The sequence below is a fragment of the Kitasatospora sp. NPDC023120 genome (assembly GCF_055560835.1).
In genome coordinates, this window is the sequence record NZ_JBVHHY010000022.1 from 13865 (window position 1) to 39776 (window position 25912).

The window sequence follows — 25912 nt, forward strand, 5'->3', positions numbered from 1 at the left end:
GGGGGTCGGGGCCCTGGGTGGGGGTGGGGTCAGATGAGGGGGCGTGGGGCGGTGGGGTGGGGGGTGTCGGTCGCCGGTGAGGGTGGGGCGGCGGTGTCCGGGGGCGTGGTGTTGTCGTTGACGTCGACGTGCTCGCGGCGGAGTTCCTCCCGGATCACCTTCTCCTCGGTGTAGCGCTCGACCACGAGGCGGACGCGCTCGATGGGGGCGAGGTACTTGCGGACCACCGGGCGCTCCTCACGGAGGGTGACCTCTTCGACGGCCTCGTCGATCTCCTTCTCGGTGAGGGAGGCGCGTTCGGCCTCGCTGACCGGCATCCGTTCGACCCGGACCCGTTCGCGGACCACCGGGACGCGGCGCTCGATCTGCTCGGTCGTCACGTATTTGCGCAGCTTCGCGGTGCCGAGGGTGTGCCACTCGGTGGTGATGTCCAGCCGCTCCTCGCGGCAGGTGATCTCGATCGGGGCGTCGGGAGCGGACGCGGCGGCACCCGCGGCGGGCGCGGGGGTGGTGGCCGCCGGGGTGGGCTGCGGCTTCGGCTCGACGTGCGGCGTGACAGCGCGGGTGGGCGCGGGGGTGCTGAGGGTCCGTACTTTGGCCTCCGGGGCGGTGCTGGTGTTGATCGGCGTGTGCTCGGGGGGGCGGAAGGCGGGCGGCTTGGCGGCGGCCGCGGCCGCGGCGGCTGCGGCGGGCGCCGCGGCCGGGGTGGTGCCGAAGTCGACGTCGGACGGCGCGGACCGACTGCCGTTCTCGCCGGCCTGGTGGCCGTCCGCCGCGGTGTCGAGGCCGTAGTAGCGGTAGAGCTGCAGCTCCTGGGTGGGGGACAGGTGCTGGCCCACACCGAAGTCCGGGGACTCCTTGACCAGCGACTTGTCGTACGGCACCCGGAGCTCGTCGCCGGCGAACTCGCTCGTGGTGAGCGGGACGAAGGCGTCCCGGCCGAAGATGCCGGTCCGGACGGCGGCCCACTCGGGCCGGCCGGTGGCGTCGTCCAGGTACACCTCGTCGACCGTGCCGATCTTGTCTCCGTTGCGGTCGACCGCCTTGTGGCCGATGAGGTCCCGGGGGTCGATGTCGGTCTGCACTCTTTCCTCCAGTGCGCTGGGCCTGTGGCACTCCCGCAGGTCGGCGGTCGGAGCGCCCGTCCCGTCCGCCTCTCCACACCAAATGCCATGAAACGGACGGGCGCGACCGGGGTGCGCCGGACGGGCTGCGGGCTGAGCTGTCCGGGGGACGCGCGTAGACCCGGGGTGACGGGAAGCACCCGTGATCGGAAGGCCTCCCGCTGGTACCCTGGGCGGCGACCGCAGAGCCCGCTCGGGAGAGTCTCCGACCGCGAAAACCGCTGGTCGGGGCGCCGAAGGAGCAACTCCTCCCCGGAATCTCTCAGGCATCCGTACCGTGTGGGGTAGGTCACTCTGGAAAGCAGGGCAGGAGTCTCGGCATGGGAGCCGGCGACCACCACCCTCACCGACGGTGCAAGCCGACGGAGCGCTCACAGCGCGCCGTGCGGGCGAAGCTCTCAGGTCCCGATGACAGAGGGGGAGGCCTGTCGGGTCCGCCCGCCATCGCCGAGTTCGCTGTCCGCAGCGGGAAGGCCGGTCGGCGTGCGTACCCCCGCCGGTCCGTGACCAGGAGGCCTCGACCACCATGAACGCCCAGCCGAACGCGGGACGCCCCACCGGCGCCTCGACCCTCACCGAGCTTGAGCTGGCCAGCCCCTTCGAGAACCGCCACATCGGCCCCGACGCCGCCGCGCAGGAGAAGATGCTGGCGTCCGTCGGCTACGGCTCGCTGGACGAGCTCGCCGCCACGGCCGTGCCCGAGGCGATCCGCTCCATCACCGGCCTGGACCTGCCCGCCGGCCGGACCGAGGCCCAGGTCCTCGCCGAGCTGCGCGAGCTGGCCGGCCGCAACCAGGTGCTCCAGCCGATGATCGGCCTGGGCTACTACGGCACCTTCACCCCGCCGGTGATCCTCCGCAACGTCATGGAGAACCCGGCCTGGTACACCGCGTACACCCCGTACCAGCCGGAGATCTCGCAGGGCCGCCTGGAAGCGCTGCTCAACTTCCAGACCCTGGTCTCCGACCTGACCGGCCTGCCGACCTCCGGCTCCTCGCTGCTGGACGAGGGCACCGCGGCCGCTGAGGCGATGGCGCTGGCCCGCCGCGTCACCAAGGTCAAGGGCGGTGTCTTCCTGGTCGACGCCGAGACCCTGCCGCAGACCATCGCGGTGATCAACACCCGCGCGGTGCCGACCGGTGTCGAGGTCGTCGTCGCCGACCTGTCCGAGGGCATCCCGGCCGAGATTGCCGAGCGCGGCGTCTTCGGCGTGCTGCTGCAGTACCCGGGCGCCACCGGTGTGGTCCGCGACCTCACCCCGGTGATCGAGCAGGCGCACGGCCTGGGCGCGATCGTCGCCGTCGCCGCCGACCTGCTGGCGCTGACCCTGCTCAAGTCCCCGGGCGCGCTGGGCGCCGACATCGCCTGCGGCACCTCGCAGCGCTTCGGCGTCCCGATGGGCTTCGGCGGCCCGCACGCCGGCTACCTCTCGGTGCGCGCCGAGTACGCCCGCTCGCTGCCCGGCCGCCTGGTCGGCGTCTCCGTCGACTCCGACGGCAACCGCGCCTACCGCCTGGCGCTGCAGACCCGCGAGCAGCACATCCGCCGCGAGAAGGCCACCAGCAACATCTGCACCGCCCAGGTGCTGCTCGCCGTCATGGCCTCGATGTACGCCGTGTACCACGGCCCGGACGGCCTGGCCGACATCGCCCGCCGTACCCACCGCTACGCCGCCGCCCTCGCCGAGGGCCTGCGGGCCGGCGGCGTCGAGCTGCTGCACGGCGAGTTCTTCGACACCGTCACCGCCGTCGTCCCGGGCCGTGCCGCCGAGATCGCCGCCGCCGCCCGCGCCAACGGCATCAACCTGTACCAGGACGGCGCGGACCGGATCTCCGTCTCCACCGACGAGACCACCACCCGCGAGCACCTGGCCGGCGTCTGGGCCGCGTTCGGTGTCGAGGCGGTCGAGGTCGCCGAGGCCGCCGAGGCGCTGCCGACCGGGCTGCTGCGCGAGGACGAGTACCTGACCCACCCGGTCTTCCACAGCCACCGCTCGGAGACCGCCATGCTGCGCTATCTGCGCCGCCTGTCGGACCGGGACTACGCGCTGGACCGCGGCATGATCCCGCTGGGCTCCTGCACCATGAAGCTCAACGCGACCACCGAGATGGAGGCGGTGACCTGGCCGGAGTTCGGCCAGCTGCACCCCTTCGCGCCGATCGAGCAGGCCCAGGGCTACCTGACCCTGATCCGCCAGCTGGAGCAGCAGCTGGTCGAGGTGACCGGCTACGACGCCGTCTCGATCCAGCCGAACGCGGGCTCGCAGGGCGAGCTGGCCGGCCTGCTGGCCGTCCGCGCCTACCACCACGCCAACGGCGACACCCAGCGCGACGTCTGCCTGATCCCGTCCTCCGCGCACGGCACCAACGCGGCCTCCGCGGTGATGGCCGGCATGCGCGTGGTCGTGGTGAAGACCCTGGTCGACGGCGACGTGGACGTCGAGGACCTGAAGGCCAAGATCGAGCAGCACCGCGACAGCCTGTCGGTGCTGATGGTCACCTACCCGTCGACCCACGGCGTGTACGAGACCGAGATCACCAACATCTGCGCCCTGGTGCACGAGGCCGGCGGCCAGGTGTACGTGGACGGTGCCAACCTGAACGCCCTGGTCGGCCTGGCCAAGCCGGGCAAGTTCGGCGCGGACGTCTCGCACCTGAACCTGCACAAGACCTTCTGCATCCCGCACGGCGGCGGCGGCCCGGGCGTCGGCCCGGTCGCGGTGCGCGCCCACCTGGCGCCGTACCTGCCGAACCACCCGCTGCAGGAGGAGGCCGGCCCGGCCACCGGTGTCGGCCCGATCTCGGCCGCGCCGTGGGGCTCGGCGGCGATCCTGCCGATCTCCTGGGCGTACGTCCGGCTGATGGGCGGCGAGGGCCTCAAGCGCGCGACCCAGGTCGCGGTGCTGAACGCCAACTACATCGCCAAGCGCCTGGCGCCGCACTTCCCGGTGCTCTACACCGGTCCGGGCGGGCTGGTCGCGCACGAGTGCATCATCGACCTGCGGCCGCTGACCAAGGAGACGGGCGTGACGGTGGACGACATCGCCAAGCGCCTGATCGACTACGGCTTCCACGCGCCGACGATGTCCTTCCCGGTGGCCGGCACGCTGATGATCGAGCCGACCGAGTCCGAGGACCTGCACGAGATCGACCGCTTCTGCGACGCGATGATCGAGATCCGCGCCGAGATCGACAAGGTCGGCTCGGGCGAGTGGGCGGCCGACGACAACCCGCTGAGCAACGCCCCGCACACCGCCGCCGAGCTGGCCGGCGACTGGGCGCACGGCTACTCGCGGCAGGAGGCGGTCTTCCCGGCGGGCGTGAACCCCGCGGACAAGTACTGGCCGCCGGTCAGCCGGATCGACGGTGCGTACGGCGACCGCAACCTGGTCTGCTCCTGCCCGCCGCTGGACGAGTACGGCGTCTGACGGACCCGGTGACCGGGTAGTCCGGACGAACGGCAGGGCCCCGGCGGAAGCTTTCCGCCGGGGCCCTGCCCGTACTCGCGTCGATCCGGCGGCTGCCCCCGCCGTACGGCCGGACCCGGAGGTGGGACCGAACGGTCAGGCCGCGTGGGCGACGGGGCGGCGCGGGGCGATCACCCGGCCGTCCGGGAGCAGCTCTCCGGTGTCCTCGAACAGGACGACGCCGTTGCAGAGCAGGCTCCAACCCTGCTCCGGGTGGCGGGCCACCGATACGGCCGCCTCGCGGTCCTCGGACTCGGCCGACGGGCACTCAGGACGGTGCTGGCACATACGCGTACCCTCGCTTCGCTCTGCGATCCTCCCCGTGGTGCGGTCGCCGGAGGTTGTGCCGTCCGGGGCCGCCGCGGTAGTCGGATCCTGTCCGCACGCCGACCAGGTGTTGACCGGCGCTCAAGTGGGTAGGACAGGTGGTCCTTCCACGCTGGTTCCCAGTGTCGGCATCTGCGGACGTGCTCGCAGGTATTTCGTGACATGCGCCACAACTCCCGCACAGAGATCACCCGTTCAGGTGGGGTCGGGGGGAAAACACGCACCGGTGGGCCAGGCGGGGGATGGCCCGATCGGGCTATGGCGGGTGCCTTGTTCAGGTGGTCGCCGTTCGGGTGATGCGCCCCGGGTTCGGGTGTGCGGGCTCGAGTGCGCGGCCTCGGGTGCGCGGGCGCGCGGCGGAGGGCCGCCGGGCGGGTGGTCCGGCGGCCCGTGGGATGCGGGCGGCTCAGGAGGAGCCGAGCAGGAGCGGCCTGGCGAGCGGGGCGCGGGCCAGCAGCGGCAGCAGTTCGGCGGCCGGGTAGGCGCGGTGGGCGGTGACGCCGAGCGGGGCCGGGGCGAGCGGGATCAGCAGGTCGGCGGCCGGGCCGGTGTCGGGGGCGTGCAGCCACAGCGCCGTCGCGTACTGGCCCGGGAAGGTCAGCAGGCGGGGCTGTTGGCGGATCCGGGAGCTCTGGGCGAGCTGCCAGGCCTCGCGCAGCGCCCGGACCGTCGAGTCGAGGTACGGGCCGGCGGTGAAGTGGGAGAAGGTGTGCCCCTGGACGCCCTGCACCACCTCGGCGGCGGCGGCCACGTCGGCGCCGTCCTTGATCAGGAAGCGCCACCCGGTGCGGCGGGCGGCGGGGAGCTCGGGGCGCGGGCCGTCCAGGACGTGCACCGCGAGCGGATGTGCGGGGACCAGTGGGCCGGCCGGATGACGCAGCGCTGCGGCGGCGGGCTGGCACAGCGCGGTCTCCGAGTCGAGTGCGCCCAGGACCGCGCGCAGGGCGCTGGGTGGGGGCTGGGGGGTCTGCAGAGTCATGGCGGGGACCGCCTCTCCAAACGAGATCGGCGTGCGAGTGCGGCATACCGGCACGGCGCGGCGCGTCTTCGGTGACGGGGCCTGGCCGTGTCCGGTTGTGCAGGATCGCGGTGTCGGCGCGGTCGCTGCCCTCGACGAGGGCTTCGAGGCGGGAGCGGACCGGCCGGAGCGCAGTGCGAATTCCATCGAACAGATGCGCAGGGTGATCTGTTTATCACAGGCGGTGGCGCCGGGCAAGTCCACAGATGAACTGAATCTCCGTCAGTTGCCTTGCATTGCAAGCCAGTACAAGCATTCGGGTATCGATCTTCGAGGTGGGCATGATGCTTGCACGGTCGGTCGGCCGGTGGCTCAACGGGGTGTCTCAGGAGGAGGGGACCGTGGGCGAGAAGGTCGTGGCGACTCGGGCGGATCTGGCGGACCGGCAGCTCTACCGGCGCAAGCTCCAGGCCTGTCAGGAGGCGCTGGGGCGGATGCTGCGGGAGGACCGCTTCGACCGGCCCCGGGCGGTGATGGGTCTGGAGATCGAGCTCAACCTGGCCGACGAGCAGGGCCTGCCGGCCATGAACAACGCCCAGGTGCTGAGCGAGATCGGCTCCAGCGACTTCCAGACCGAACTGGGCAAGTTCAACATCGAGGTCAACATCACGCCGCACCGGCTCTGCGGGCACGTCTTCGAGGAGCTGCGCGAGGAGATCGACACCGGGCTGCGCTACGCCGACCGGCGGGCCGCCGAGACGGGCGCCCGGATCGTCATGGTGGGCATCCTGCCGACGCTGGAGCACGCCCACACCGGGCTGGACGCGATGAGCCACAACCAGCGGTACAACCTGCTCAGCGACCAGATCCTGGCCGCCCGGGGGGAGGAGATCGCACTCGACATCGAGGGCGTCGAACACCTCCAGCTGGAGTCCATCACGATGGTCGCCGAGGCCGCCGCGACCTCGCTGCAGCTGCACCTCCAGGTGACCCCGGAGCGCTTCTCCTCGGTGTGGAACGCCGCCCAGGCGCTGTGCGGTCCGCAGCTCGCGATGGGCGCGAACTCCCCGTTCCTGTTCGGGCGGGAGCTGTGGCGGGAGACCCGGCCGGTGCTCTTCCAGCAGGCCTGTGACACCCGTTCGGCGGAGCTCAAGGCGCAGGGCGTGCGCCCGATCACCTGGTTCGGCGAGCGCTGGGTGGACTCGGCGTACGACCTGTTCGAGGAGAACCTGCGGTACTTCCCCGCGCTGCTGCCGATCTGCGACGACGAGGACCCGCTGAAGGTGCTGGCCTCCGGCGGTGCGCCCAAGCTCGCCGAGATGCGGCTGCACAACGGCACCATCTACCGCTGGAACCGGCCGATCTACGACGTCGCGGGCGGGGTCGCGCACCTGCGGGTGGAGAACCGGGCGCTGCCGGCCGGGCCGACGGTGGCCGACACGCTCGCCAACGCCGCCTTCTACTACGGGCTGGTGCGGGTGCTCGCCGAGCAGCCCCGGCCGGTCTGGACCCGGCTGCCGTTCGAGCGGGCCGACGAGAACTTCCGGCAGGGTGCCCGGTACGGCATCGACGCGGTGTTCCAGTGGCCGCGCCCCGGAAGGGCCGGGCGCGGCGGCGGGCTGCAGACGGTCTCCGCCGTCGACCTGGTGCTGGGCGAGCTGCTGCCGATGGCCTACCAGGGCCTCGACGCGTGGGGCGTGGAGCCCGCCGACCGGGACCGCTACCTGGGCATCATCGAGCAGCGCTGCCTGCGCCGCACCAACGGGGCGGCCTGGCAGAGCGCGACCTTCCACCGGCTGCGCGAGCGGTACGGGATGGACCGGCCGACGGCGCTCGCGGCGATGACCCGGCGCTACGCCGAGCACATGCGCGGCGGGGAGCCGGTGCACACCTGGCCGGTCGGGTAGCCGGGGCGCAGCCGGCCGGTGGGCTGACGGGACGGGCGCCGGCGCCGCGAGGACGCCGACGCCGGTCCGGAGGGACGAGCAGGCCGGGGCGCACCTGGCCGGTCGGCCTGGGCGCCCGCTGTGTCAGGATGATCGCTCCGGTCGGCCGACGGCCGGAGCGACCGCCCGTCCGCTGGAGCCCCCGTGACCACCGTCCCGACCGCGCCGGAGACCGCGCAGCCCACCCGCAAACTGCTCGGGGTGGAGCTGCTGATCGTCCTCGGACTCTCGCTCGGGGCCAGCGGGATCAGTGCGCTGATCAGCTTCGCCGGCTCGCTCACCGAACCGATCAAGCTCGGCCAGCAGGTCGCCACGCTGAACGGCTCGCGGGCGCCCGGGCGGCCCTGGCTGGACCTGGTGTGGCAGCTGTACTACATCGGGCGCGGCCTGATGCCGGTGGTGCTGGTCGGCTACCTGCTGGTGCGCGAGGGCGTCGCGCTGCGGGTGCTGGGCTTCGACCTCGGGCAGAAACTGCGCGACCTCGGCCGGGGCGCCGCAGTCGCGGCCGCGATCGGAGGGTCCGGGCTGGTGCTGTACCTGGCCTCGCAGGCGGCCGGGTACAACCTGACGGTGGCGCCCTCGGGGCTGCCGGACGTCTGGTGGCGGGTGCCGGTGCTGGTGCTGTCGGCCTGGCAGAACGCGATCCTCGAGGAGGTCGTCGTCCTCGGCTACCTGCTGCGCCGGGTGGGGCAGTTGGGGTGGTCCTGGCCGGCGGCGGTGGTGGCGAGCTCGGTGCTGCGCGGCTCGTACCACCTGTACCAGGGGGTCGGCGGGCTGGTCGGCAACATGGTGATGGGGGCGGTGTTCTGCCTGCTGTACCGGCGGTGGGGGCGGGTGATGCCGCTGGTGGTGGCGCACGCGCTGATCGACACGGTGGCCTTCGTCGGGTACGCGCTGCTCGCCGGGCACGTCAGCTGGCTGCCGACCCCCTGAGCGCCCTGCCCGGGAGGGACCGGCCGCGCGGCGGGCGGGCGAGCAGGCGCTCGACGTGCCGGCGCTCCAGGCCCTGGCCGGGGTCGATCGGCAGCAGCAGGCGGTCCCGGCGCCAGAGCGAGTTGCGGACCAGCCGACCGGGGATGACGTCGTCCACCCAGGCGAACGGACGGCCCCCGGCGTAGCGCAGCAGCGGGGCCCACTTCTGCGCGGAGAACAGCTCCATCAGCGGGACGCGCGGGTCGCCGGGCTGCGGGACGTAGCCGCTGAAGCAGACCACCGGGAGCGGGTCCAGGCCGATCGCGGGGGCGATGTGGCTGTTGGCGTCCTCCTCCCAGGTGGTGGCCCAGACGAGGTCGTACGTCCCGGCGAGCTCGCGCAGCCACTCGCCGTGCCGGGTGGACAGCAGGACGGCGCAGCCCAGCAGGGTGTGGGTGTCGAACCCGGCGTCCGGGTGCGGGCAGACCGGGTTCAGGACGCCGTCGACGTCCAGGAACAGCAGTGGCTTCGGCACCGGTGGCCCCCCAAGGCGGTGGTGTTTGCTACCTCTTCGGACGAACCGTCCGTACCGTTGGTTGCTCACCGGTGGGCGCACGCGGGGCGCACGGGGCGCTCACGACGTGGGTGCGGGCACGGCGGCGCGCCCTGGTGCGTCGGTGGTGCGTCGATGCTGCTCCGGCGGCTCGGTCGGCGTACGGGTGGGGCCGGACCGGTCAGCCGAGGTGGCCCTGGAGGAAGGTGACGGTGCGGCGCCAGGCGATCCGGGCCTGGAGGGGGTCGTAGGTGCCGAGCAGGTCCTCCTCGTTCATGAAGGCGTGCCCGGCCGGGTAGAAGTGGATCTCCGGGCGGACGTCGGTGGCCTCGCCGATCCGGATCGCGGCCTCGTCCACGGCGGTCGTCGGGATCGAGCCGTCCGACTCGCCGAAGTGGCCGAGGACGTGGGCGGTCAGGCCGCGGTAGTCGAACTCCGGGTCGGGCGGGAGGCCGTAGAAGGGCACCACCGCGGCCACCCGGTCGCCGGCCCGGGCGGCGAGCAGCAGGGCGAAGCCGCCACCCATGCAGAAGCCGACCACTCCGACCGCGTCGCCGACCACGCCGTCCAGCTCGAGCAGGTGGTCGACGGCACCGGAGAGGTCCTCCACGGCCTGCTCGACCGGGAGTTCGCGCTTGAGCCGGGCCGCTTCCGCACGGTCGTGGGTGGTCGCGCCGCCGAACAGGTCGGGGGCGAGGACGGTGAAGCCCTCGGCGGCGAATTTGTCGGCCATGGTGGCGATGTGCGAGGTGAGCCCCCACCACTCCTGCACCACCACCAGTCCGGGCCCGACGCCCTGCGGCGGACGGGCCAGATACCCGTGCGCGGTACGGCCGTTGCTCGGGAAGGTGACGTTCTGCCGGGAGCCGCCCTGGTCAGGCATGGCTTCTTCTCCGTGGGTCGGGCCGCGTGCGGCGGGGGTCGGTGGGGCGGGCGGGGTCAGCCCATCTCCTCCAGCGCGCGGCCCTTGGTCTCCCTGATGCAGAAGGCCACGAACGGGATGGAGAGCAGCGCGAAGGCCGCGTAGATGACGTACGTCGCCGCGAGGTTCCAGTCGGCGAGGTCCGGGAAGCTGACGGTGATCGCCCAGTTGGCGATCCACTGGGCCGAGGCGGCGACGGAGAGGGCGAGGGCGCGGATCCGGTTGGGGAACATCTCGCCGAGCAGGACCCAGACCACGACGCCCCAGGAGAAGGCGAAGCAGAGCACGAAGACGTGGGCGGCGACCAGGGCGACGGTGGCGTGGGTGTTGTCCAGGGTGGCGGTGTCGCCGGTGCCTTCCCGGTAGGAGAACGCCCAGGCCGCGGTGGAGAGCGCGGCCGCCATGCCGACCGAGCCGGCCAAAGCGAGCGGCTTGCGGCCGATCCGGTCCACCAGGACCATCGCGATCACCGTGCCGATCACGTTGATGATCGAGGTGGAGAGGCTGATCAGCAGCGAGTTGGACTCGTTGATGCCCACCGACTGCCAGAGGAAGGACGAGTAGTAGAAGATCACGTTGATGCCGACGAACTGCTGGAACGCCGAGGCGCCGATGCCGACCCAGACGATCGGCAGCAGACCGAAGCGGCCGCCGAACAGGTCCTTGGGGCGGGGCTTGTGGGTGGACTCCAGCACCGCGCGGATCTCGGCGACCCGGGTGTCGAGGTCGACGTCCTCGCCCTCGACCTCGACCAGTACCTTGCGGGCCTGTGTCTCGCGGTGGTCGGCGATCAGGAAGCGCGGCGACTCCGGGATCGCCAGCGCCATCAGCCCGTACACCAGGGCAGGGATGGCCTCGACGCCGAGCATCCACTGCCAGGCCTGGATGCCGCCGAGGTGGCCGGTGGACTCGCCGCCCGCGGCCTGGTTGAGCGCCCAGTTGGCGAGCTGGGAGACGGTGATGCCGAGCACGATCGCCATCTGCTGGAAGGAGGCGAGGCGGCCGCGGTAGGCGGTCGGCGCGACCTCGGCGATGTAGGTGGGCGCGATCACCGAGGCGATGCCGATCGCGATGCCGCCGACGACGCGCCAGGTGGCGAGGACCTCGATGTTCGGCGGAAACATCGAGCCGATGCCGCTGGCCGCGAACAGCACGGCGGCCAGCAGCATCGTGCGCACCCGGCCGAGGTGGTCGGCGAGCCGGCCGGCGGCCACCGCGCCGGCCGCCGAGCCCAGCAGCGCGATGGCCACCACGAAGGCGGTGGTGCCGTTGCCCACCCCGAAGTGCTTCTGGATGCCCGTCACCGCGCCGTTGATCACCGCACTGTCGTAGCCGAACAGGAAGCCGCCCATCGCGGCGGCCGCCGAGATGAACACCACGTGACCGAGGTGGGCCTCGCCGGACGCCCGTTGGCTGTTGACGGTGGACACGCGCGCTCCCCGGGGTGGACGGGCCTGCTCTGACGCCGAGTGGGCAGGGCTCGTCTCACATTCGAGCAGCGCCGGGGCCGACCTGCGCGAGTTCGGGGCCGATCGGGTGATGCGGGGTCAGTCGGCGGCGCGCGGCGCGGTGGTGTGCTGGGCGGTCGTGCGCTGGACGGTGGTGCGCTGGAGGGTGGCGCGCGGCGACGAGGAGTCGGACCTTTCGGCGCGCCGCTGGTTGCGGCGGAGCAGCTGGGTACGGGCGGCGGCGTACTGGTCGCGGCCGCGGCCGCCGGAGCCCGCGCGTTCGGCGAGGCGCTCGGCCAACTCGTACTGCGTCTCGGCGGGCTTCTTGTCGTCGTACTTGAACTTGGCCCGCACCTCGTTGACGGTCAGCCGGAGCCCGCGCATGCCGGGCAGCTGCCGGGCCAACTCGCCCTCGCCGGGCACCACTCGGACCTCCGGCGTCTCGGGCTGGAAGTGCGCCAGCTGACGGTTGAGCAGCTCCGCCTTGGCGGCGGCGGACTCCACCACCTCGGCGGTGCAGTGGAAGTGGACCGAGGCGTAGTAGCTGGTCGGCGTGCCGGGGGCGCCGCGCCAGTGGCCAGGGGCGAAGGCGTAGCCGTCGGTGACCGCGAGGGTGACCTGCGGGTCGGCCCGGACGGCGGCCAGCAGCGGGTTGGGCGCGGCGAGGTGGAGCAGGATCTCGCCGCGCTCGGCGTCCAGCAGGAAGTGCGTCGGGACGAGTACCGGGCCCTCGCCCGGGCCGCCGTTGGCGGCGAGCAGGCCGAAGTCGCGGCCCTCGGCCAGCCAGGCGCGCCACTCGTCCTCGTCACCGCGGTCCCAGGACCTGATCAGCATCGTGGTGCTCCTCGTCAGCGGGGGTAGGTGCGCAGGTGCGCCGGGAGCGGGATGGTGCGGTCGTCGTGCGGTACGGGCGTGCCGTGCACGGTGGTGACCGGGATCAGGCCGGACCAGTACGGGAGGTCGACGTCCGCCGGGTCGTCGCCGGCGTCGTCCTCGCGGGTCTTGGCGGAGACCTCGTCCAGCTCCAGCCTGATGACGGCGGTGGCGGCGAGCTCCTTGGCATTGGCCGGCCGGACCTCGGCGGAGCGGCCGGGTATGGCGTGGTCGACCAGGGCGGCGAGCGCGACGTCCAGCTCCTCGGGGTCGGTGACCTGGTACGCGGTGCCGTGGGCGACGACCGAGCGGAAGTTCACCGAGTGGTTGAACGCGGACTTGGTCAGCACCAGCGCGTCGACCTGGGTGACGGTGACGCAGACCGGCATGCCCTGCTCGGCGGAGGCGCCGCGCAGCGGGCGGCTGCCGGTGGAGCCGTGGATGTAGAGCCGGCTGCCGACCCGGGCGTAGATCGTCGGCAGGACGACGGGGGCGCCGTCGGCGACGAAGCCGAGGTGGCAGATGTAGGCGCTGTCGAGGATGGCGTGGATCGCGTCCTGCTCCCAGGTGGCCCGGTCCTTGTAGCGGGTCGGGGTGGTCCTGGGGGTGCGCGAGTAGGTCGGCGAACCTTCCGTGGTGTCTGACATGACATCCTCTATGTACTAGTGCATAATTTGGTTTGTGCTAGGAGACTATCCGCTGAAAGGGCGACGCGCCAGCGAAATCGCGGCGCACATCGAGCAGGGCGTGAGCAGTGGACTTCTCGCCCCCGGGACCGCGCTGCCCCCGCTGCGCGACCTCGCCGCCGAACTGGGCGTCAACCCCAACACCGTCGCCGCCGCCTACCGGCTGCTGCGCGACCGCGGTGTGATCGAGACCGCCGGCCGCAAGGGCAGCCGGATCCGCCCCAGGCCCGTGCTCGTCCCGCGCGACCAGATCCGCATCCCCGTCCCCCCGCATGCCCGGGACCTGTCCACCGGCAACCCCGACCCGGCCCTGCTGCCCGACCTCGGCCCCGCCCTCGCGGCCGCCGCCGAGGCCGCGCGCACCGAGCCGGTGCTGTACGGGCACCCGGACATCGACCCGGAACTGCTCGCGCTCGCCCACGCCTCCTTCGAGGCCGACGGCCTGCCGGGCGGCCCGATCGCCGTCGCCTCCGGCTCCCTCGACACCGTCGAACGCATCCTCGGTGCCCGGCTGCGCCCCGGCGACGCGGTGGCCGTCGAGGACCCCGGCTGGGGCAGCCTGCTCGATCTGCTGCCCGCGATGGGCCTGCGGCAGCTGCCCGTACGGCTGGACGACGAGGGCCCGTTGCCGGACGCGCTCGCGGCGGCGGTGGCCGAGGGCGCGCGGGCGGTGGTGGTCACCAGCCGGGCGCAGAACCCGACCGGCGCGGCGCTCACCGCGCGCCGGGCCGAGGAGTTGAAGGCCGTCCTGGCCGAGCACCCCGGGGTGCTGCTGATCGAGGACGACCACGGGCACGGTCTGGTCGACCAGCCGTACCACCCGCTGGTCGGCGCCGGGTCGCGGCACTGGGCGGTGGTGCGCTCCGCGGCCAAGGCGTACGGGCCGGACCTGCGGGTCTCGGTGGCGGTCGGCGACGCGGAGACGATCGGACGGGTGACCGGACGGCTGCGGCTGGGCGCCGGCTGGGTCAGCCACCTGCTGCAGCGCACCGTCGCCGAGCTGTGGCGCGGCGACGCGGCGCCGGTCGGGCAGCTGGCCGCCGCCTACCGGACCCGACGGGAGGCGCTGCTGGGCGAGCTGGCGGTGCGCGGGATCGAGGCGCACGGGGCGAGCGGGCTGAACGTCTGGGTGCCGGTGCCGGACGAGACCTCGGCGCTGGCGGCCCTGGTGCAGCGCGGCTGGGTCGCGGCGCCCGGTGCGCGGTACCGGACTCAGTCGCCGCCCGGGCTGCGGTTCACCACGGCCCGGCTGGAGCCGGCGCAGGCCAGGGACCTGGCGGAGGACCTGGCGGCGGTGCTGGGAGCGGGCGGGGGCAGGTCCCGGCTGGTGTGAGCGGCGGGTGGGCCGTGGCCGTGGGCGGTGGCGGCGGCGGTGAGGCCGGCGGTGGGGCGGGCGGGGCAGGTGTTGCGGACGTGAACCGCGGGCGGCATCCGCTCATCGGGTGCCGCGCTGGTCTGAACCCGCCGGTAACAAATGCGGAAACCTGCTGCAGATACCTAGCGGTAACAGGCGGGGGCATGTCATCTTCATCGCGCCACCGGCCGGCGGCCCACCCTCACCTACGTGTCTTCCCGTTCCCCATGCCTCGGGGAGACCGAGCCGCAGGAGTTCCGCCGTGCCCGAAAACTGTTCGAGCATCACCCGCAGCGCGCCTCGACTCGGCCGACGACTGCTCACCGCAGCCTTCGTCCTCCCGCTCACCGTCGCGGGCCTGGCCGTCGCCGCACCGGCCTCCGCCACCACGGCCGCCACCACCGCCGTACCCACCGGGCCCACCGCCAGCGTCACGCTCGGTGACAGCTACATCTCCGGCGAGGCCGGCCGCTGGAAGGGCAACTCCGCCGGCGGGAGCGGCAGCCGCAACGGCAGCGACCGCGCCTGGACCGGCAGTTCGGCCGACGCCTCGCTGGTCTACGGCGCCACCGCCGCGAGCGGCTGCGACCGCTCCGACGTCGCCGAGGTGATCAGTGCCTCGACCGGCGCCCAGAACGAGGTCAACCTGGCCTGCTCCGGCGCCGTCACCGCGAACGTCTTCCGCGCCGCCAACGGCGGCCAGTCGTACAAGGGCGAGGCCCCGCAGGCCGACCAACTCGCCACCGTGGCACGGCAGAACAACGTCAAGCTGATCACGCTGTCGATCGGCGGCAACGACCTGGGCTTCGCCGACATCATCTCCAACTGCGTGCAGGACTACCTGATCTGGTACTCGTACTGCCACGACTCCGCGCAGTCCCAGATCGACTCCAAGATGCCCACCGCGATGGCCGGGGTCGGCAAGGCGATCGACGAGATCCGCGCCGTGATGGCCGACGCGGGCTACGCCCGGTCGGACTACCGGCTGGTGCTGCAGTCCTACCCGTCGCCGATCCCGCGCAGCGCCGAGATGCGGTACCCCGAGAGCGGCTGGACCCGCTCCAACACCGGCGGCTGCCCGTTCTGGGACGGGGACGCCGACTGGGCCCGCGACTCGATGGTCCCGCAGATCTCGCAGGCGCTGGCCGGCGTCGCCTCCGCCAAGGGCGCGCAGTTCCTCGACCTGTCGGACATGCTGCAGGGCCGCGAGGTCTGCTCGACGGCCACCAGGCAGCCGACCGCGACCTCCGGCCCGTCCGCGACCACCAGCGAGTGGGCGCGCTTCCTGGACGGCGGCCTCAACTCCACGCAGGGCGCACTGCAGGAGTCGATGCACCCCAACTACTACGGTCAGCAGGCGGTCGGGCGCTGCCTGACGCTGCTGTGGGGTCGCGCGAGCGGTGACTACGCGTGCCGCAACACGGCCGGGCAGGACGCGAGCGGCATGTACCTGAGCGCGCGGTGACCGTGCGCCGACCGTGTGCTGATTGAACGCTCCGGTGCCCCTGCGGATGTGACCGCGGGGCCACCGGAACGTTCGGTTCGATCAGCCCTTGGCGAGCAGCGACTGGGCGTGCGCCTTCACCTGATCCTTCGTCAGATAGGCGTCGGTGTACTCGAAGTCGCGAAGTCGGGCGGGCTGACGGGCGAGGAAGCCGGTGCGGACGAAATCGTCCCCGGCGGTTGCGTTGAGCAGCCAGTTGGTGCCCACCCGGAACTTGGCGACATTGGTGCGCATCGCCATCAGGTGGTAGCCGCGCGCGACCAGCTGGGCGGGCACCCCGCGCAGCTCCACACCGATCGGCTTGGAGACCGCGTCCTTGCCGCCGAGGTCGACCACCAGGCCCAAGTCCTTGTGGTAGTACGGCTCCAGGGGTTGGTTGCGGAGCGAGGCGATCACGTTGTTCGCCACCGCGCGGCCCTGCCGGGCGGAGTGCTGGGCGGTCGGCGGGCAGACCGCGCCGTCGCCCTTGGCGAGGTCCGGCACGGCGGCGGCGTCACCCAGTGCGAACACGCCCTCGAACTGCGGCACCCGCATCTCCGCCGTCACGGCGATCCGTCCGCGGACCGTCTCGGCGTCCAGGGTGCCGATCAGCGGGCTCGCGGCCACGCCCGCCGTCCAGATCAGCGTGCGGCAGGGAATCACCCGGCCGTCGGTGAACTTGACCGACTCGGCACCGACTTCGGCCACCGACACACCCAGCGACACCTCGATGCCGCGCCCCCGCAGCACCTCCAGGGCCGCCTCGCCGAGCGGGTCGCCGAGCTCGGGCATCAGTTTCGGGGCGATGTCGATCAGGTGCCACTTGATCTGCCGGGCGTCCAGCCGCGGATAGCGGTGCGAGGCGGCGGTGGTCAGGCGCTGCAGGCAGGCGGCCGTCTCGGTGCCCGCATATCCACCGCCGACCACCACGAACTGGAGCCGGGACTCGCGCTCCCGCTGGTCCAAGGTGGCCGAGGCGAGGTCGAGTTGGGCGATCACGTGGTCGCGGACGTAGGCCGCCTCGGCGAGGGTCTTCATGCCGCGGGCGTAGTCGGTGAGGCCCGGGATGTCGAAGGTGCGGGTGACGCTGCCGGGGGCGAGCACCAGGATGTCGTACCGCTGCGCGACCACCTCGTCAGTGATCTTGCGGACGACGCACACCTTGGAGGCCGGGTCCACGCCGATGGCGCCGCCGGGGACGATGTGGGTGCGGCGCAGCGAGCGGCGCAGGGAGACGGCCACGGACTGCGGGGTGAGGACGCCGGCGGCGACGTGGGGGAGGAGGGGGAGGTAGAGCTGGTAGCTGAACGGCGTGACCAGCGAGATCTCGGCCTCCGAGGGTGACAGCTTGCGTTCGAGGCGGCGGGCGCACTCCAGGCCGGCGAAGCCACCGCCCACGATCAGGATCCGAGGTCGTTCCATCGCTCATCCCTTTGCCGTGAAGGTCCCCATTACTGTCCGCCACACTCGCACGGAGCAGCGGGGGCTGCCACCGGGGTGGGGCGGGCGAGGGACGTGGGGTCGGGGTGGGTGAGGAGGTGGAGGAAGAGGCGGTGAGGGGCGGGGCGGGAGGTACGGTCGGGGCGTGTCGGGGATGGGTGTGGTGGCACCGATAGGCTGGGGGCGTGCTACCCGAGGTGACGGCGATCCGGTATGTGACGCCACTGCGAGAAGGCGGCTCGATGCCGGGCCTGGTCGAGGCCGATGATCGGCGGCTCTACGCGCTGAAATGGGTCGGTGCGGCGCAGGGGCGCAAGGCCCTGGTCGCGGAGGTGCTGGCCGGGGAGCTGGGGCGGCGGCTCGGGCTGCCGGTGCCGGAGCTGGTGACCGTCGACCTGGACCCGGTGCTCGCGCGCAGTGAGCCAGACCACCAGATCCAGGACCAGATGCGGGCCAGCGGCGGGACCAACCTCGGGATGGCCTTCGTCAGCGGGGCGCTCAACTTCGATCCGCTCTGCTTCGAGGTGGATCCCGAACTCGCGGGCCAGGTGCTCTGGTTCGACGCGTTGATCGGCAACGTCGACCGGTCCTGGCGCAACCCCAACCTGCTGGTGGCGACCGGCGGGCTGCGGCTGATCGACCACGGCGCGAGCCTGATCTTCCACCACAACTGGCCCGGCGCCGCGGCCTGGGTGCGCCGCCCGTACGACGCCTCCGACCACGCGCTGCTGCGCGCCCGGCCGGACCTGGCCGCCGCGGACAAGGCGCTCGCGCCGCTCGCGGAGGCGGCGATCGAGGCGGCCGTGGCGCGGATCCCCGAGGTCTGGCTGATGGACGAGTTCGGCTTCGACTCGCCCGACGAGGTGCGCGCCGCGTACCGTGCCCAGCTGACCGAGCGACTGGCCGGTCCGCGTGACTGGCTGCCGGAGGTGCCCGCATGACCGAGTCGTCGAGGCCCGCGCTGCCGGCCGTCGTCGAGCTGCACGACTACGAGTACGCCGTGATCCGCGCGGTGCCGAGGGTCGAGCGCGGCGAGTGCGTCAACGTCGGGGTACTGCTGTACTGCCGGCAGAGTTCGCACCTGGCGGCGCGGACCCACCTGGACCAGGCCCGGCTGCTGGCGCTGGACCCGGTGGCGGACGTGCAGGGCGTGCGGCGGGCGCTGCACGGGATCGAGGCGGTCTGCCTGGGCGGGCCGCAGGCCGGTCCGGCGGCGGGGGACAGCCCCGGGCAGCGGTTCCGCTGGCTCACCGCGCCGCGCAGCGCGATCGTCCAGCCGGGGCCCGTGCACACCGGACTGACCGCGGACCCGGACGCCGAGCTGCGGCGGCTGTTCGACCAGCTGGTGCTCTAGGCCCTCTTGGGCCTGGCCTAGCCGGGTGAGGCGGTTCGCCGACGGTTGCCCGGGTCAAAGCTTGAGATGGTGAAGCACCTGGTCGTACCCTGATCTCATGGGTTCGACAGCGACGACGACCGTACCGACCAACGCCGAGCTGATGGAGGCGTTGGCCGCCGTGGGCGCCGCGTACTTCCAGGACTTCGCGGCGGCAGCGGCCCGGCACGGGCTCTCCTCCTCGCAGGCCAAGGCGCTGGGCGCGGTGCAGGAGCCGGTACCGATGCGCGCGCTCGCCGGGCGGTTGGGCTGCGACGCGTCGAACGTCACCGGGATCGTGGACCGGCTGGAGTCGCTGGGCCTGGCCAACCGGGCGGCGGCGGCCGGTGACCGCCGGGTGAAGATCGTGGTGATCACGGCGGAGGGCCGGGAGATCCTCAACCGCATCCGCAGCGAGATGGCCCGTACCCACCAGGCCTTCGAGGCGATGACCGACGAGCAGCGGATCGCGCTGCACTCGATCTGCCTGCAGGTCCTGCCGGTGCTGGCCGGCCGGACGGGCGGCGCGCAGTAGCTCCCGCGTCCGCCCGTACCGGTGGGTTCGGGCGGCACCGGTCCGGCGCGACGGTGCGCAGCACCACCGCGGTCTCGCCGAGGGCGGGCAGCCGGGTGAGGTGGGTCTGCTCAGGGGCGCGTGACCTCGGCTGTTAGTCTTGCGAAGCGTGAGCGCGAAGCCCCAGATCCCCAATGTCCTGGCCTCCCGGTACGCCTCGGCGACCCTGGCCCAGCTGTGGTCCCCCGAGCACAAGGTGGTCCTCGAGCGCCACCTGTGGCTCGCCGTCCTCAAGGCTCAGCAGGACCTCGGTGTCGAGGTGCCGACGAACGCCGTCGCCGACTACGAGCGGGTGATCGACCAGGTCGACCTCGGCTCGATCGCCGCCCGTGAGCGGATCACCCGCCACGACGTGAAGGCCCGGATCGAGGAGTTCAGCGAGCTCGCCGGCCACGAGCAGATCCACAAGGGCATGACCTCCCGGGATCTGACCGAGAACGTCGAGCAGCTGCAGATCCGCCAGTCGCTGGAGCACGTGCGCGACCGCACGGTGGCCGTGCTGGTCCGCCTGGCCAAGCTGTCCGCCCAGCACTCCGAGCTGGTCATGGCCGGCCGGTCGCACAACGTCGCCGCGCAGGCCACCACCCTGGGCAAGCGCTTCGCGTCGATCACCGACGAGCTGCTGGTCGCCTTCCGCCGCCTGGAGGAGCTGATCGCCCGCTACCCGCTGCGCGGGATCAAGGGCCCGGTCGGCACCGCCCAGGACATGCTGGACCTGCTCGGTGGCGACACCGACAAGCTGGCCGAGCTGGAGCGCCGGGTCGCCGCGCACCTCGGCTTCGACAACGTGCTGACCAGCGTCGGCCAGGTCTACCCGCGCTCGCTGGACTTCGAGGTGCTCACCGCCCTCGTCCAGCTGGCCGCCGCGCCGTCCAGCCTCGCCAAGACCATCCGCCTGATGGCCGGCCACGAGCTGGTCACGGAGGGCTTCAAGGAGGGCCAGGTCGGCTCCTCCGCGATGCCGCACAAGATGAACACCCGCTCCTGCGAGCGCGTCAACGGCCTGGCCGTCATCCTGCGGGGCTACGCCTCGATGACCGGCGAGCTGGCCGGCGACCAGTGGAACGAGGGCGACGTCTCCTGCTCGGTGGTGCGCCGGGTCGCGCTGCCGGACGCGTTCTTCGCCTTCGACGGCCTGCTGGAGACCTTCCTGACCGTCCTCGACGAGTTCGGCGCCTTCCCCGCCGTGATCGAGGCCGAGCTGGATCGCTACCTGCCGTTCCTCGCGACCACCAAGGTCCTGATGGGCGCGGTACGCGCGGGCGTCGGCCGGGAGACCGGGCACGAGGTCATCAAGGAGCACGCCGTCGCCTCCGCGCTGGCGATGCGCGCGGGCGCCCGGGAGAACGAGCTGCTGGACCGCCTGGCCGCCGACGAGCGGATCCCGCTGGACCGCGCCGCGCTGGACGCCCTGCTGGCCGACAAGCTCTCCTTCACCGGTGCGGCCGGCGCCCAGGTCGCCGAGGTGGTCCGCCGGGTGGAGGCCGTCGCCGCCGCCTACCCGGAGGCCGCCAAGTACGCGCCCGGCGACATCCTGTGATGCGCCCGTGAACTGACGCGCCGTCAGCTCTCCGACGAGGGCCCTGCCGCCGTTCCGGTGGCGGGGCCCTCGTGCGTGTGGACGTGGCCCGGGTCCAGCGGCGGGGTGGTGCCGCAGCACCACTCGGTGTCCGGCTCGGCGACCACGTGGTCCTCCGGGGCCAGGACGTTGCCCCGGATGGTGGCGAAGGCGATGAGCCCGCCGGCCGTCAGCAGTCCGGCGCAGATCAGCATCGCGATGTGGAAGGCGTCGTCGACGGCGGAGGGCACCCGGTACGCGTCGCCGCTCAGGCCCGCCATGGCCGGGAGGGCGGCGACGGCGAGCAGTCCGGCCGCGCGGGCGGCGGCGTTGTTGACTCCACTGGCGATGCCCGCGTGCCGGACCTCCACGGCGGCCAGCACGGTGGCCGTCAGCGGTGCCACCAGGAGCGTCATGCCGCAGCCCATGACGGTGACGGCGGGGAGCACGTCCGTCCAGTAGGACGAGCCGGCACCGACGCGCAGCATGAGCAGCACCCCGGCGGCGCAGAGCAGCGGGCCGACCGTCAGCGGGATCCGCGGGCCGATCCGCTTGCCGAGGCGCGCGGCGCGCGAGGACAGCGCGAGCATCAGCACGGTGATCGGGACCAGGGCGAGGCCGGACACCAGCGGGGAGAAGCCGGCGACGATCTGCAGCTGCACCACCAGCAGGAAGAACACGCCGCTGAACGCCGCGTAGACGCAGAGGGTGACCAGGTTCACGGCGGTGAACAGCCGGGAGGAGAACAGTCCGAGCGGCAGCATCGGCTCGGGGGCGCGGCGCTCGACGGCGATGAAGGCGGCACCGAGGGCCAGTCCGAGCACGGCGGTGAGCCACACGGCGGGGGACAGGCCCTCGCCGGCGGCGGTCAGGGCGTAGGTGATCGCGCCGAGGGCGAGCGCGGCGAGCACCGAGCCGAGCACGTCGAAGCGGCCGGAGGCGCTCTCGTCCCGGCTCTCCGGCACGGAGCGGGTGGCGACCAGGATCACGGCGGCGGCGAGCGGCAGGTTCAGCAGGAAGATCCAGCGCCAGCCGGGGCCGTCCACCAGCCAGCCGCCGAGGAAGGGGCCGACCGCGGCCGACACCCCGCCGAGGCCGGACCACAGGCCGACCGCCGCCGAGCGGTCGTCAGGGTGGAAGACGGCCTGGAGCATGGCGAGCGAGCCGGGGGTGAGGAGCGCCCCGCCGATGCCCTGGACGGCGCGGGCGACGATCAGTACCTGGATGTTCGGCGCGGCGGCGCAGGCGGCGGAGGCGGCGGCGAACCAGACCACGCCGATCAGGAAGACCCGGCGCCTTCCGTACCGGTCGCCGAGGGCGCCGCCGAGCAGGATCAGGCCCGCCAGGGTGAGCAGATAGGCGTTCAGCGTCCATTGCAGGGACGCCAGGGAGGCGCCGAGGTCGGCGCCCATCCTGGGCAGCGCGACGTTCACCACGGTGCCGTCGAGCATCGCCATGCTGGAGCCGAGCACCGTTGCCAGGAGTACCCAGCGGCCCTGCGCGGTGCCCAGGCGCAGGGTGCCGGCTTCGGAGGTGGCCACGGCCCGATCCTGCGCCCCGTGGGGCGCACGTGACAAGGGTCACCGGCGGGTGTGTCGGTGGTGCGCGGTGCGTGAGCGGACGGCTGCGCAGCGGCGTCGAGTTCGGCGCAGGGTCGTGGATCAGTGGCGCGGGGTGAATGGATTGTGTACGCACCGTGCAGCGGATCATCCGGAGGGTGACCGGCTCCCGGGGGATGGTTGCGGGTTCAAGAGATCGACATTGCTTCACCCGAACGGATGGGTTTTAGTTCAGCGACCGCCCGGCCAGTCCGGACGGATCCACCGGGTGGAACGCCGAGTCCTGCCGCTTCCCGGTGGCTCGATCTGAACTCTGTACGGCAGGAGCGGGGGACCCACAGGTAAGTCGCCGGACCGGAGTTCGCGCCTCAGGGCGCGGGCGTCCAGGGCCGGCTTGGGGTGAAGCCGCGCATGCGGCCGGGCAACTCCAGCCCGAACCCGACAGCTCACCTCGCAGGCGTCGGAGAGGAATCTTCCATGCCTGCTCAGGCTCGTCGTATCGCCCTGCCCCGCGCCGCCCGCATCGGCATCGCCACCGCCGTCACCGGCGTCTCCTTCGTCCTGCCGCTCGTCACCGCGATGAGCGCCCAGGCCCACACCGCCCCGGCCGCCGCCGCTCCGGCCGCCGCCACCGTCGCCGACGCCAAGCCCGCCGCCGAGGCCGCCCCGGCCGCCGCGCACGAGAGCTACCGCGTCGTCAGCGGCGACACCCTGTCCAAGATCGCCGACGCCAAGCACGTCGAGGGCGGCTGGCACGCGCTGTACGAGCAGAACCGCTCGGTCGTCGGTGCCAACCCGAACCTGATCTTCCCGGGTCAGCAGCTCGCGCTCGCCGGCCACGCCGCCGCTCCGGCCGCGGACGCCGCCCCGGCCAAGCCCGCCGCTCCGGCCCCCGCCAAGCCGCAGGCCCAGGTGCAGGTCAAGACCGAGGCCGCCAAGCCCGCCGCTCCGGTGCAGACCCAGGTTCAGACCGCCGCTCCGGCCCAGGCCGTGACCGCCGCTCCGGTCGCCTCGACCTCCGGCTACGTCGCGCCGCTGGCCAACCCGAAGCTGGGCACCGCCTACGGCGTGGCCGGCTCGATGTGGGCCTCCGGCCACCACACCGGCCAGGACTTCGTCGCCTCCACCGGCACCCCGCTGCGCGCCGTCGCCAACGGTGTCGTGGTCAAGGCCGGCAACGGCGGCGCCTACGGCAACGAGGTCGAGATCAAGCTCGCCGACGGCCACTACGCCGAGTACGCGCACCTCTCCGTGATCGGTGTGTCGATCGGCCAGACCGTCACCGTCGGCCAGCAGATCGGCCTCTCCGGCGCCACCGGCAACGTGACCGGCCCGCACCTGCACTTCGAGATCCGCACCGGCTCGGAGTACGGCTCGGACATCGACCCGGTCGCCTACCTGCGCGCGCACGGCGTCGCGCTCTGACCCTCCGGGGTTTCAGGAACCACCGCTGCTGCGGGGCGAATCGATCCTCCGGGATGGTCATGTCGGGTGACCGCTCGACCGGGTGATCGCCGCACAGTGGACATGGGCGCGGGACACGCCCAGGCCGGCCCGGCTCGCGGGACGAAACCCCTTGCGAGCCGGGCCGGCCGCTGCCGTTCCGGGTGCTGATCGTGTCGGTGCTCCGGGTGCCTTCCGGGGAGGCCTGTTCGAAAGTCGGGCGGTCCGGACCGAACAGGGCGTCAATTCTGCCACCGACTTGTCTGACGATCTGCTCCTTGCGAGGGCCTGCGCCGCGAACCGATGCTGTCGGGCAGTCAGCGCGGGCCCGGTTCGGCGGGCGGCGGGGCAGCGGCAGACGGAGGAGGCCGGATGGCCGTCCAGAGCGGGGACGCGGTCGGGGAGCGGTCCGGGGGAGACGGGGTCGACCGGCTGAAGGCGGGCTCGGTGGGCCTGGTGGGCGTGGTGTTCATGGCGGTCGCCACCGCAGCCCCGATCACCGCGATGACCGGCAACCTGCCGATCATCGTCGGGCAGGGCAACGGGGTCGGCGCGCCGGCCGCGTACATCCTGGCGACCGTCGTGCTCACCGTGTTCTCGATCGGGTACGTGGCGATGGCCCGGCACATCACCGCCGCCGGGGCGTTCTACGGGTACGTCTCGCACGGGCTGGGGCGGGTCGCCGGGATGGCCTCGGGGCTGCTCGCGGTGCTCGCGTACATCGTCTTCGAGGCCTCGATCCTCGGCTTCTTCGCCTACTCGCTGCGCGGGCTGGTCCGTTCGCAGCTGGGGGTGGACCTGGGGTGGGGCTGGTACGCGCTGTTCGGGGTCGCGGCGATCGGGGTGATGGCCTGGTTCGACCTGCACCTGACGACGAAGGTGCTCGGGGTTGCGCTGGTGCTGGAGATCGCCGTGCTGGGCGCAGTCTCGCTGGCGGTGCTGTTCTCCGGCGGCGGGCCGGACGGGATCGTGGGCGAGGCGGTGAACCCGATCAACGCGCTGAAAGGGGTGGGGAGTTCTGGCGCCGCGGCGGCCGGGCTCGGGCTGTTCTTCGCGTTCTGGTCCTGGGTGGGCTTCGAGTCGACCGCGATGTACGGCGAGGAGTCCCGCGACCCGAAGCGGGTGGTGCCGCGGGCGACCCTGGTCTCGGTGGTGGGGGTCGGGGTGTTCTACGTCTTCGTCTCCTGGATGATCGTGTCCGGCAACGGCGTCGGACGCGCTATCGCGGTGGCGGGCGGCGAGGTGCCGGGCAAGGACGGGAACAGCCTGTTCTTCGATCCGCTGGGCGCACATCTCGGGCCGTGGGCGGTGACAGTGTTCCAATGGCTGGTCGTCACCGGCTCGTTCGCCTGCGCGATGGCCTTCCACCAGTGCGCGGCGCGGTACCTGTACGCGATCGGGCGGGAGGGGCTGCTGCACCCGGCGCTGGGGCGCACCCACCCGCGGCACGGCTCGCCGTACGTCGCCTCGGTGGTGCAGTCGGTGATCGCGGCGGGGCTGGTGGTGGCGTTCCTGGTGGCGGGGATGGATCCGTACGCGCACCTGTACACGCTGCTGGCGCTGCTCGGGACGATGGCGATCCTGGTGGTGCAGACGCTCTGCTCCTTCGCCGTCGTCGGGTACTTCCACGTGCAGCGGCGGCACCCGGAGACCGCGCACTGGTTCCGGACGCTGGTCGCGCCGCTGGTGGGCGGGGTGGCGATGGCCGGGGTGGTGGTGCTGCTGGTGCTCAACAAGGACACCGCGGCGGGGGAGGCGGCGCACACCCTGCTGTTCCGGCTGATCCCGTACCTGGTGATCGGGGTGTTCGCGGGCGGGATCGCGCTGGCGCTCGCGGTGCGCCGGTGGCGGCCCGGGCTGTACGGGCGGATGGGGCGGATCGTGCTGGAGGACGCGGTCGAGCGGTGAGCCCGC

The 25912-nt window shown here is 72.8% G+C and carries 21 protein-coding genes and 3 riboswitches; of the genes, 11 read left to right on the forward strand and 10 right to left on the reverse strand.

Features of this window, described 5'->3' with window-relative positions:
• Positions 1 to 29: 29 nt before the first annotated feature.
• Complete coding sequence (locus ACZ3TI_RS28900; RefSeq protein WP_465731231.1) at positions 30 to 1085, reverse strand: PRC and DUF2382 domain-containing protein; 1056 nt, start codon at positions 1083 to 1085, stop codon at positions 30 to 32.
• Positions 1086 to 1308: 223 nt separating this feature from the next.
• A riboswitch (glycine riboswitch) is annotated at positions 1309 to 1412 on the forward strand.
• Between the two features lies 1 nt (position 1413).
• A riboswitch (glycine riboswitch) is annotated at positions 1414 to 1546 on the forward strand.
• 104 nt (positions 1547 to 1650) lie between these two features.
• On the opposite strand from ACZ3TI_RS28900, the gene gcvP reads away from it, so the two are divergent.
• On the forward strand, positions 1651 to 4551 hold the full coding sequence (gene gcvP, locus ACZ3TI_RS28905) for an aminomethyl-transferring glycine dehydrogenase (protein WP_465731233.1): 2901 nt from the start codon (positions 1651 to 1653) through the stop codon (positions 4549 to 4551).
• Between the two features lie 135 nt (positions 4552 to 4686).
• Here gcvP and ACZ3TI_RS28910 read toward each other — a convergent pair whose 3' ends face one another.
• Positions 4687 to 4878 carry a DUF5999 family protein gene (locus ACZ3TI_RS28910; protein WP_097235094.1) on the reverse strand — a complete coding sequence of 64 codons (192 nt, stop codon included), beginning with the start codon at positions 4876 to 4878 and terminating at the stop codon, positions 4687 to 4689.
• Between the two features lie 445 nt (positions 4879 to 5323).
• The gene (locus ACZ3TI_RS28915) at positions 5324 to 5896 is read right to left on the reverse strand and encodes a hypothetical protein (protein ID WP_465731236.1); all 573 of its coding nucleotides are present in this window, start codon (positions 5894 to 5896) and stop codon (positions 5324 to 5326) included.
• 380 nt (positions 5897 to 6276) lie between these two features.
• Here ACZ3TI_RS28915 and ACZ3TI_RS28920 point away from each other — a divergent pair, with 380 nt between their 5' ends.
• On the forward strand, positions 6277 to 7782 hold the full coding sequence (locus tag ACZ3TI_RS28920) for a glutamate-cysteine ligase family protein (protein WP_465731238.1): 1506 nt from the start codon (positions 6277 to 6279) through the stop codon (positions 7780 to 7782).
• 183 nt (positions 7783 to 7965) lie between these two features.
• Positions 7966 to 8754, forward strand: coding sequence for a CPBP family intramembrane glutamic endopeptidase (locus ACZ3TI_RS28925; RefSeq protein ID WP_465731240.1), 789 nt, complete (start codon positions 7966 to 7968; stop codon positions 8752 to 8754).
• On the opposite strand, the gene ACZ3TI_RS28930 is transcribed toward ACZ3TI_RS28925, so the two are convergent.
• From ACZ3TI_RS28930 to ACZ3TI_RS28950, 5 genes are all read right to left on the reverse strand, one after another.
• Positions 8732 to 9268, reverse strand: a complete 537-nt coding sequence (locus tag ACZ3TI_RS28930; protein WP_465731242.1) for an HAD domain-containing protein — start codon at positions 9266 to 9268, stop codon at positions 8732 to 8734. The two genes, ACZ3TI_RS28925 and ACZ3TI_RS28930, sit on opposite strands and share 23 nt — an antisense overlap.
• Before the next feature lie 199 nt (positions 9269 to 9467).
• Positions 9468 to 10169, reverse strand: a complete 702-nt coding sequence (locus ACZ3TI_RS28935; RefSeq protein ID WP_465731244.1) for a dienelactone hydrolase family protein — start codon at positions 10167 to 10169, stop codon at positions 9468 to 9470.
• Positions 10170 to 10225: 56 nt separating this feature from the next.
• On the reverse strand, positions 10226 to 11638 hold the full coding sequence (locus ACZ3TI_RS28940; RefSeq protein ID WP_465731246.1) for a sugar porter family MFS transporter: 1413 nt from the start codon (positions 11636 to 11638) through the stop codon (positions 10226 to 10228).
• Between the two features lie 117 nt (positions 11639 to 11755).
• A complete protein-coding gene (locus ACZ3TI_RS28945; RefSeq protein ID WP_465731248.1) occupies positions 11756 to 12490 on the reverse strand; it encodes an FMN-binding negative transcriptional regulator in 735 nt (244 codons plus the stop codon).
• Positions 12491 to 12504: 14 nt separating this feature from the next.
• Positions 12505 to 13176: a pyridoxamine 5'-phosphate oxidase family protein gene (locus ACZ3TI_RS28950; RefSeq protein ID WP_465731250.1), complete on the reverse strand. Its 672-nt coding sequence runs from the start codon at positions 13174 to 13176 to the stop codon at positions 12505 to 12507.
• Between the two features lie 34 nt (positions 13177 to 13210).
• Here ACZ3TI_RS28950 and ACZ3TI_RS28955 point away from each other — a divergent pair, with 34 nt between their 5' ends.
• Both ACZ3TI_RS28955 and ACZ3TI_RS28960 read left to right on the forward strand, forming a co-directional pair.
• Complete coding sequence (locus ACZ3TI_RS28955; RefSeq protein ID WP_465731252.1) at positions 13211 to 14548, forward strand: aminotransferase class I/II-fold pyridoxal phosphate-dependent enzyme; 1338 nt, start codon at positions 13211 to 13213, stop codon at positions 14546 to 14548.
• Positions 14549 to 14831: 283 nt separating this feature from the next.
• Positions 14832 to 16034, forward strand: a complete 1203-nt coding sequence (locus ACZ3TI_RS28960; RefSeq protein WP_465731254.1) for a GDSL-type esterase/lipase family protein — start codon at positions 14832 to 14834, stop codon at positions 16032 to 16034.
• 81 nt (positions 16035 to 16115) lie between these two features.
• On the opposite strand, the gene ACZ3TI_RS28965 is transcribed toward ACZ3TI_RS28960, so the two are convergent.
• Positions 16116 to 17474 carry an NAD(P)/FAD-dependent oxidoreductase gene (locus ACZ3TI_RS28965; RefSeq protein WP_465731256.1) on the reverse strand — a complete coding sequence of 453 codons (1359 nt, stop codon included), beginning with the start codon at positions 17472 to 17474 and terminating at the stop codon, positions 16116 to 16118.
• 203 nt (positions 17475 to 17677) lie between these two features.
• On the opposite strand from ACZ3TI_RS28965, the gene ACZ3TI_RS28970 reads away from it, so the two are divergent.
• The 4 genes from ACZ3TI_RS28970 (at position 17678) to purB (ending at position 20978) form a co-directional block, all read left to right on the forward strand.
• Complete coding sequence (locus tag ACZ3TI_RS28970) at positions 17678 to 18433, forward strand: HipA family kinase (protein WP_465731259.1); 756 nt, start codon at positions 17678 to 17680, stop codon at positions 18431 to 18433.
• Complete coding sequence (locus ACZ3TI_RS28975) at positions 18430 to 18846, forward strand: DUF3037 domain-containing protein (RefSeq protein WP_465731261.1); 417 nt, start codon at positions 18430 to 18432, stop codon at positions 18844 to 18846. The genes ACZ3TI_RS28970 and ACZ3TI_RS28975 overlap by 4 nt, the downstream gene beginning before the upstream one ends.
• Positions 18847 to 18943: 97 nt before the next feature.
• The gene (locus ACZ3TI_RS28980) at positions 18944 to 19399 is read left to right on the forward strand and encodes a MarR family winged helix-turn-helix transcriptional regulator (RefSeq protein WP_465731263.1); all 456 of its coding nucleotides are present in this window, start codon (positions 18944 to 18946) and stop codon (positions 19397 to 19399) included.
• 148 nt (positions 19400 to 19547) lie between these two features.
• Positions 19548 to 20978, forward strand: a complete 1431-nt coding sequence (purB, locus tag ACZ3TI_RS28985) for an adenylosuccinate lyase (RefSeq protein WP_465731265.1) — start codon at positions 19548 to 19550, stop codon at positions 20976 to 20978.
• A gap of 23 nt (positions 20979 to 21001) precedes the next feature.
• Here the strand turns inward: purB and ACZ3TI_RS28990 are convergent, their stop codons facing one another.
• Positions 21002 to 22537, reverse strand: coding sequence for a DHA2 family efflux MFS transporter permease subunit (locus ACZ3TI_RS28990; protein WP_465731267.1), 1536 nt, complete (start codon positions 22535 to 22537; stop codon positions 21002 to 21004).
• 306 nt (positions 22538 to 22843) lie between these two features.
• Positions 22844 to 23030: riboswitch (cyclic di-AMP (ydaO/yuaA leader) on the forward strand.
• A 2-nt stretch (positions 23031 to 23032) separates the two neighbouring features.
• Here ACZ3TI_RS28990 and ACZ3TI_RS28995 point away from each other — a divergent pair.
• The gene (locus ACZ3TI_RS28995) at positions 23033 to 23980 is read left to right on the forward strand and encodes a M23 family metallopeptidase (protein ID WP_465731269.1); all 948 of its coding nucleotides are present in this window, start codon (positions 23033 to 23035) and stop codon (positions 23978 to 23980) included.
• Positions 23981 to 24370: 390 nt separating this feature from the next.
• The gene (locus tag ACZ3TI_RS29000) at positions 24371 to 25906 is read left to right on the forward strand and encodes an APC family permease (RefSeq protein WP_465731271.1); all 1536 of its coding nucleotides are present in this window, start codon (positions 24371 to 24373) and stop codon (positions 25904 to 25906) included.
• The last annotated feature ends 6 nt before the right edge of the window (positions 25907 to 25912 follow it).

What these genes read in the sequence shown, in the direction of transcription:
- ACZ3TI_RS28975 (WP_465731261.1), top strand. Translation starts at nt 18,430, where the DNA reads ATGACCGAGTCGTCGAGGCCCGCGCTGCCGGCCGTCGTCGAGCTGCAC.
- ACZ3TI_RS28935 (WP_465731244.1), bottom strand. Translation starts at nt 10,169, where the DNA reads ATGCCTGACCAGGGCGGCTCCCGGCAGAACGTCACCTTCCCGAGCAAC.
- gcvP (WP_465731233.1), top strand. Translation starts at nt 1,651, where the DNA reads ATGAACGCCCAGCCGAACGCGGGACGCCCCACCGGCGCCTCGACCCTC.
- ACZ3TI_RS28995 (WP_465731269.1), top strand. Translation starts at nt 23,033, where the DNA reads ATGCCTGCTCAGGCTCGTCGTATCGCCCTGCCCCGCGCCGCCCGCATC.
- ACZ3TI_RS28910 (WP_097235094.1), bottom strand. Translation starts at nt 4,878, where the DNA reads ATGTGCCAGCACCGTCCTGAGTGCCCGTCGGCCGAGTCCGAGGACCGC.
- ACZ3TI_RS28965 (WP_465731256.1), bottom strand. Translation starts at nt 17,474, where the DNA reads ATGGAACGACCTCGGATCCTGATCGTGGGCGGTGGCTTCGCCGGCCTG.
- ACZ3TI_RS28980 (WP_465731263.1), top strand. Translation starts at nt 18,944, where the DNA reads ATGGGTTCGACAGCGACGACGACCGTACCGACCAACGCCGAGCTGATG.
- ACZ3TI_RS28950 (WP_465731250.1), bottom strand. Translation starts at nt 13,176, where the DNA reads ATGTCAGACACCACGGAAGGTTCGCCGACCTACTCGCGCACCCCCAGG.
- ACZ3TI_RS29000 (WP_465731271.1), top strand. Translation starts at nt 24,371, where the DNA reads ATGGCCGTCCAGAGCGGGGACGCGGTCGGGGAGCGGTCCGGGGGAGAC.
- ACZ3TI_RS28945 (WP_465731248.1), bottom strand. Translation starts at nt 12,490, where the DNA reads ATGCTGATCAGGTCCTGGGACCGCGGTGACGAGGACGAGTGGCGCGCC.
- ACZ3TI_RS28915 (WP_465731236.1), bottom strand. Translation starts at nt 5,896, where the DNA reads ATGACTCTGCAGACCCCCCAGCCCCCACCCAGCGCCCTGCGCGCGGTC.